Annotated in this window: 2 protein-coding genes and 2 pseudogenes; all 4 read left to right on the top strand. The window is 73.0% G+C overall.

What is annotated here, in order from left to right:
- Positions 1-511 (top strand): annotated as a pseudogene (locus DZF91_RS39280) (hypothetical protein); the annotation flags it as partial.
- Positions 512-807: 296 nt separating this feature from the next.
- Positions 808-1,392 (top strand): annotated as a pseudogene (locus tag DZF91_RS41625) (AMP-binding protein); the annotation flags it as partial.
- Between the two features lie 49 nt (positions 1,393-1,441).
- Positions 1,442-2,668, top strand: coding sequence for an AMP-binding protein (locus DZF91_RS01135; RefSeq protein WP_235833978.1), 1,227 nt, complete (start codon positions 1,442-1,444; stop codon positions 2,666-2,668).
- A 41-nt stretch (positions 2,669-2,709) separates the two neighbouring features.
- A complete protein-coding gene (locus DZF91_RS01130) occupies positions 2,710-5,187 on the top strand; it encodes an MMPL family transporter (RefSeq protein ID WP_117355661.1) in 2,478 nt (825 codons plus the stop codon).
- The last annotated feature ends 51 nt before the right edge of the window (positions 5,188-5,238 follow it).

The following is a 5,238-nucleotide window of genomic DNA, read 5'->3' as shown; positions in this document are numbered from 1 at the left end:
GCCGTCCGCGCCTGCCCTGCCGCCCGCCCCGGCCTCGCCGCCGAGGCTGGCGCCGCCCGCCGCCGGGGCCGTCCCCGGCCAGATGCCCACGCCGGGGCAACAGGGATCGGCGACGCCGCCGTCCGCCGGTGCGGGCGCGCTGCCGCCCTCCGCCGACGGGCTGCTGCCCCGGGTCGGGACCGGCGGCGTGAACAGCGGCGTGAACGGTGCCGTGAACGGCGGCGTGAACGGTGCGGTGAACGGCGGGCAGACGCCGGCGGCCCAGAAGGACGCGCTCCCCGGCGCGGCCGGCGAGTCGCGGATGACGCTGGTGTCGCCGACCGGCGAGCTCCGGGACGCCCGCGACTGGGCCATCGTGCTCGGGATCGTGCTGGGGGCCGAGGTGGTCCTGCTGTGGGGCGTGGCGTGCATGTCGCTGCTGCGGCGGCGACTGGTCACCGGAGGCCGGGCGCCGGCGGCCCCCGCCCAGCCCGGCCGCCGGACCTGGTTCCGCCGTCCCCGCCGCTCCTGACCAGCCGGAACGTCACGGAGCGAGTGTTCGCGGGCCGAGATCCCGCGAACACTCGCTCCGTGCGCTTTCCGAGGTGGTGCGCTTGTCACCGGAGTGACAAAGCGCGACGGCGGTAATGTGCGTCGGGACTAATGCCCGTCCCGGCTACCATCCGGTAGCTTCACGCTGCACGATCTTTGCCGCCGCCGCGTCGCACCCCGCCGGGACACCGGCGTCCAGCCGGGCGGCACGCACGCTCTCCGGCGGCGCACCGGCCCCCGCGGGCGCCTCCGGCCCATCCCCCGGGAGTTGGTTCCATGGCACTGGGCTCGCTGCTTCCCGAACTCGCGCCCGGCGGCTCCGGCCGGGTCCCGCTGGTCCAGCGGGTGGCGCGGTGGGCGCGGGAGAAGCCGGACGCCCCGGCCTGGACGTTCGTGGAGTACTCGGCCGACCCGTCCGGCACCCGGACCACGCTGACCTGGGCGGACGTCCACCGGCGGGCGCGCGCGACGGCGACCCGGCTGCGCCGGGCCGCGCGGCCGGGGGACCGGGCGGCGCTGCTGCTGCCGCAGAACCTCGACTACATGATGACGATGCTCGGCGCGATGTACGCGCACGTCGTCGCCGTCCCGCTGTTCTCGCCGGACCTGCCGGGCTACGCCGACCGGCTGGTCGGCGCGTACGCCGACGCCGAGCCGGCCGTGGTGGTGACCTCGCGCGGAGCGCTGCCGCACGTGGAGAAGTTCCTCGCCGACCACGACGTGCCGCGGCCGAGGGAGATCGTGCTCGCCGAGGACGTCGACCCGTCGCTCGCGGACGCCTGGACGGACGAGCCGATCGGCTTCGACGACCTTGCGTACCTTCAGTACACGTCCGGTTCGACGCGCCGCCCGGCCGGGGTGGAGATCACGCACGGGAACGTCACCGCGAACGCCAGCCAGCTGTGGGCGGGTGGAGATCACGCACGGGAACGTCACCGCGAACGCCAGCCAGCTGTGGGCGGGCTGGGCGCCGGAGCGGCCGGACCCGGAGCTGGTCAGCTGGCTGCCGCTGTTCCACGACATGGGCCTGATCGCCACGATGGCGCTGCCGCTGGTGAACGGCGACCACGCGATCTACACCGAGCCGATGGCGTTCGTCATGAACCCGATGCGGTGGATGCGGCTGATCGCCGAGCGGCCGAACAAGAACGTCTACACGGCAGCGCCGAACTTCGCCTACGAGTACGTCGTGGCGCACGCGACGCCGGAGAAGCTGGCGGGCCTGGACCTGTCCGGCCTGGTCACGTGCCTGAACGGGGCCGAGCCGATCCGGCCGGGCACGCTGGCGGCGTTCGCCGACGCGCTCGCGCCCGCCGGGCTGCGGGCGGGCGCGCAGGCCCCCGGCTACGGGCTGGCCGAGGCGACCGTGTTCGTGTCGGCGGCGGCCGAGGACGCCCCGCCGAAGGTGATCACCGTGGACCGGGAGGCGCTCACGCAGGGCCGCGCGGTCCTCGTCGCGGACGGCGCGCCGAACGCCAACCCGCTGGTCTGCTGCGGGCGTCCCGTCGGCCAGCTCGTCGCGATCGTCGACCCGGAGACGCGGCTGGAGCAGCCGGACGGCGTGGTCGGCGAGATCTGGGTGCACGGCCCGAACACCGCGCCCGGCTACTGGCGCAACTCCGAGCGCAGCCAGGACGTGTTCGGCGGACGGCTCGCCAAGCCCGGCGACCTCCCCGAGGGGCCCTGGATGAGGACGGGCGACTTCGGCGTCGCGCACGAGGGCGGCCTGTACGTCACCGGCCGCATCAAGGACCTCGTCATCGTGGACGGCCGCAACCACTACCCGCAGGACATCGAGCTCACCACCGAGGAGGCGCACCCGGCGGTCCGCCCCGACCACGTGGCGGCGTTCGCCGTGCCGGGCGGCGAGACGGAGCTGCTGGTGATCGTCGCCGAGCGGAACCGGCGGGTGCCGCTCGCCCGGCTCGACCTCGCCGAGGTGGAGAACGCGGTGCGCGGCGCGGTCAACGTGGAGCACGAGATGAGCGTCCATGAGTTCGTGCTGATCGAGCCGGGTGGCGTGGCGCGCACCTCGTCCGGCAAGATCGCGCGGGCCGCCACCCGGCGGCGGTACCTCGCCGGGGAGCTCGCCACGACCGAGGCGAAGCTCGCCGCGCGCGCGGCGGCGCGCGGGTAGCCTCCCCGCACCGGGGACGAACGTACGACATCGGGAGGATCATGCTCGGCGGGCTGGGCCGTCTCATCCAACGGCAGCGCTGGACCAGCCTCGTCCTGATCCTGCTGATCACGGTGTTCGCGGCGCTCTGGGGCGCGGGCGTGCTGTCGAAGTTCAAGCAGGGCGGGTTCGAGGACCCCAAGGCGTCCTCCACGACGGTCGCCAAGCTGGGCGCGACCTACTTCGGCAGCACCAACCCCGACGTGCTCGTCCTCTACCGGAGCGACACGATGACCGTGGACGACCCGCGCTACCAGGCGGCGGTCCTCACCACGGTCGCGCGGTTGCCGAAGGCGCACGTCGACCAGATCATTTCGTACTGGTCCTTCACCAAGAAGTCGGACGCCGACAACCTCGCGTCCCGCGACCGGCACCAGACGATCGTCACGCTCAAGATGGCCGGGACGAGCGACACCGCCCGGAGCGAGAGCTACCTGGCGGTCAAGGACCACCTGAAGGCGCCCGGCCTGGACACCCGGCTCGGCGGCGCGTTCCCGCTCGGCACCGAGTTCGGCACCCAGGTCGTCACCGACATCGTGCACGCCGAGACCATCACCGCCGTCCCGCTGTTCCTGCTGCTGGTGATGCTGTTCGGCGCGCTGACCGCGTCGCTGCTGCCGATGGTGGTGGCGGGGTTCTCGATCCTCGGCGGGCTCGCCGTCCTGCACCTGGTCACCTACGTCGCCGACGTCACCTCGATGGCCCTCGAGGTCGTCACGATGATGGGCGTCGGCCTCGCCATCGACTACTCGCTGTTCGTCGTGAGCCGGTTCCGCGAGGAGATGGACCACGGGCAGCGGGCCGCGGGACTGCCGCCCGGCAAGCCCTGGAGGCAGGGCGCGACCCGGGCCGAGCGGAAGGCCGCGCTCCGCGCGCACCGGGCCCTGCCCCGGCCGGAGCGGCGGGCCGCCCGCCGGGAGTACCGGACGGCGCTCCGGCCCGTCGTGCGGACCGCGCTCGGCCGCACCCTCGCCACCGCCGGCCGGACGATCATGGTGTCGGGCGTGACGGTCTCCGCCGCGCTCGGCGGCCTGCTGCTGTTCCCGCAGATGTTCCTGCGCACGATCGGCCTCGCCGGGATCGCGACCGTGCTGGTCGCGGTGTTCGGCGCGACCGTCCTGCTGCCGACGATGCTCGCGCTGCTCGGCCCGAAGGTCGAGTTCGGCCGGATGCCGTGGCGGCGGCCGAACGGACGCCGCGATCCGGACGGCGGCTTCTGGTTCCGGCTCGGCACCAGCGTCATGAAGCGGCCCCTGCCGTACTTCGCGGCCGTGGTGGTCATCCTCGGCGTGATGTTCGGGCCGTTCCTGCACGTCCAGTTCGGGGCGGTGGACGCGCGGGTGCTGCCGAAGGACAGCCCGTCGCGCGGGGTGCTGCAGACCATTCAGAGCCGGTTCCCGAACCAGACGGCCGAGCCGATCGACGTGGTGCTGTCCGGCGACCTGGTGCCGCGGCACTGGGCGCCGTCGAAGAAGGGCGACAACATCCCGCCCTTCCTGGAGCAGTTCCGCAAGCGGCTCGCCGCGATGCCGGGCGTGACCGACGCGAAGTTCACCGGCTACGCGGGCGAGTACCCCGGCGTCCGGATCTCGGTGACGCACCGGTACGCGCCGATGGACCAGCACGCCCAGGACCTGGTGAAGGACATCCGGCGGCTGTCGGTCTCCAAGGACGGCGTCCCGATGCACGTGGACGTCGGCGGCAGCACCGCGAGCCAGATGGACCTGATGTCCAGCCTGCTGCGGACGCTGCCGAAGATGGCGCTGTTCGTCGGCGTCGCGACGTTCGTCCTGCTGTTCCTGTTCTTCGGGTCGGTCGTCCTGCCGCTCAAGGCGATCGTGATGAACGTGCTGTCCATCGGGGCGTCGTTCGGCGCGATCGTGTGGGGCTTCCAGTACGGGCACCTCGCGGGCCTGCTGGACTTCACCCCGACCGGCAGCGTCGAGGCGACCTCGATGATCCTCATCCTGTCGGTCGTGTTCGGCCTGTCGATGGACTACGAGGTCTTCCTGCTCTCCCGGATCCGCGAGGAGTGGGACCGCAGCCGCGACAACCGCGCCGCCGTCGCGCGCGGCATGCAGCACACCGGCTCGATCATCACCAGCGCCGCGCTGCTGTTCCTCGTCGTCATCGCCGGGTTCTCGACGGCCGGGATCACCGTGGTGAAGCTGATCGGCGTCGGCATGTTCGTCGCCGTCACGGTGGACGCGGTGCTCGTCCGGTCGCTGCTCGTCCCGGCCACCATGCGGTTCATGGGACGCGCGAACTGGTGGCTGCCCGGCTTCCTGTCCGGCCTGCACGCGGCCCTCGACCTGCGTGAACGCGACGACGCGCCGCGTCCGGCCGTCCCGGCGGCGCGTCCGGCGGCGGGCTGGGCGCCGGAGCGGCCGGACCCGGAGCTGGTCAGCTGGCTGCCGCTGTTCCACGACATGGGCCTGATCGCCACGATGGCGTTTTTTAGCCGATGGCGTTCGTCATGAACCCGATGCGGTGGATGCGGCTGATCGCCGAGCGGCCGAACAAGAACGTCT

Source organism: Actinomadura logoneensis (assembly GCF_003428695.1).
Classification (GTDB): Bacteria; Actinomycetota; Actinomycetes; order Streptosporangiales; family Streptosporangiaceae; genus Spirillospora; species Spirillospora logoneensis.
The sequence above is the reverse complement of the archived record's forward strand: the minus strand, read 5'-3'. Positions and strand labels throughout refer to the sequence as shown.

Excerpts from the sequence above, each read along its gene's own strand:
- DZF91_RS01130 (WP_117355661.1), top strand. The coding sequence starts at position 2,710 with ATGCTCGGCGGGCTGGGCCGTCTCATCCAACGGCAGCGCTGGACCAGC.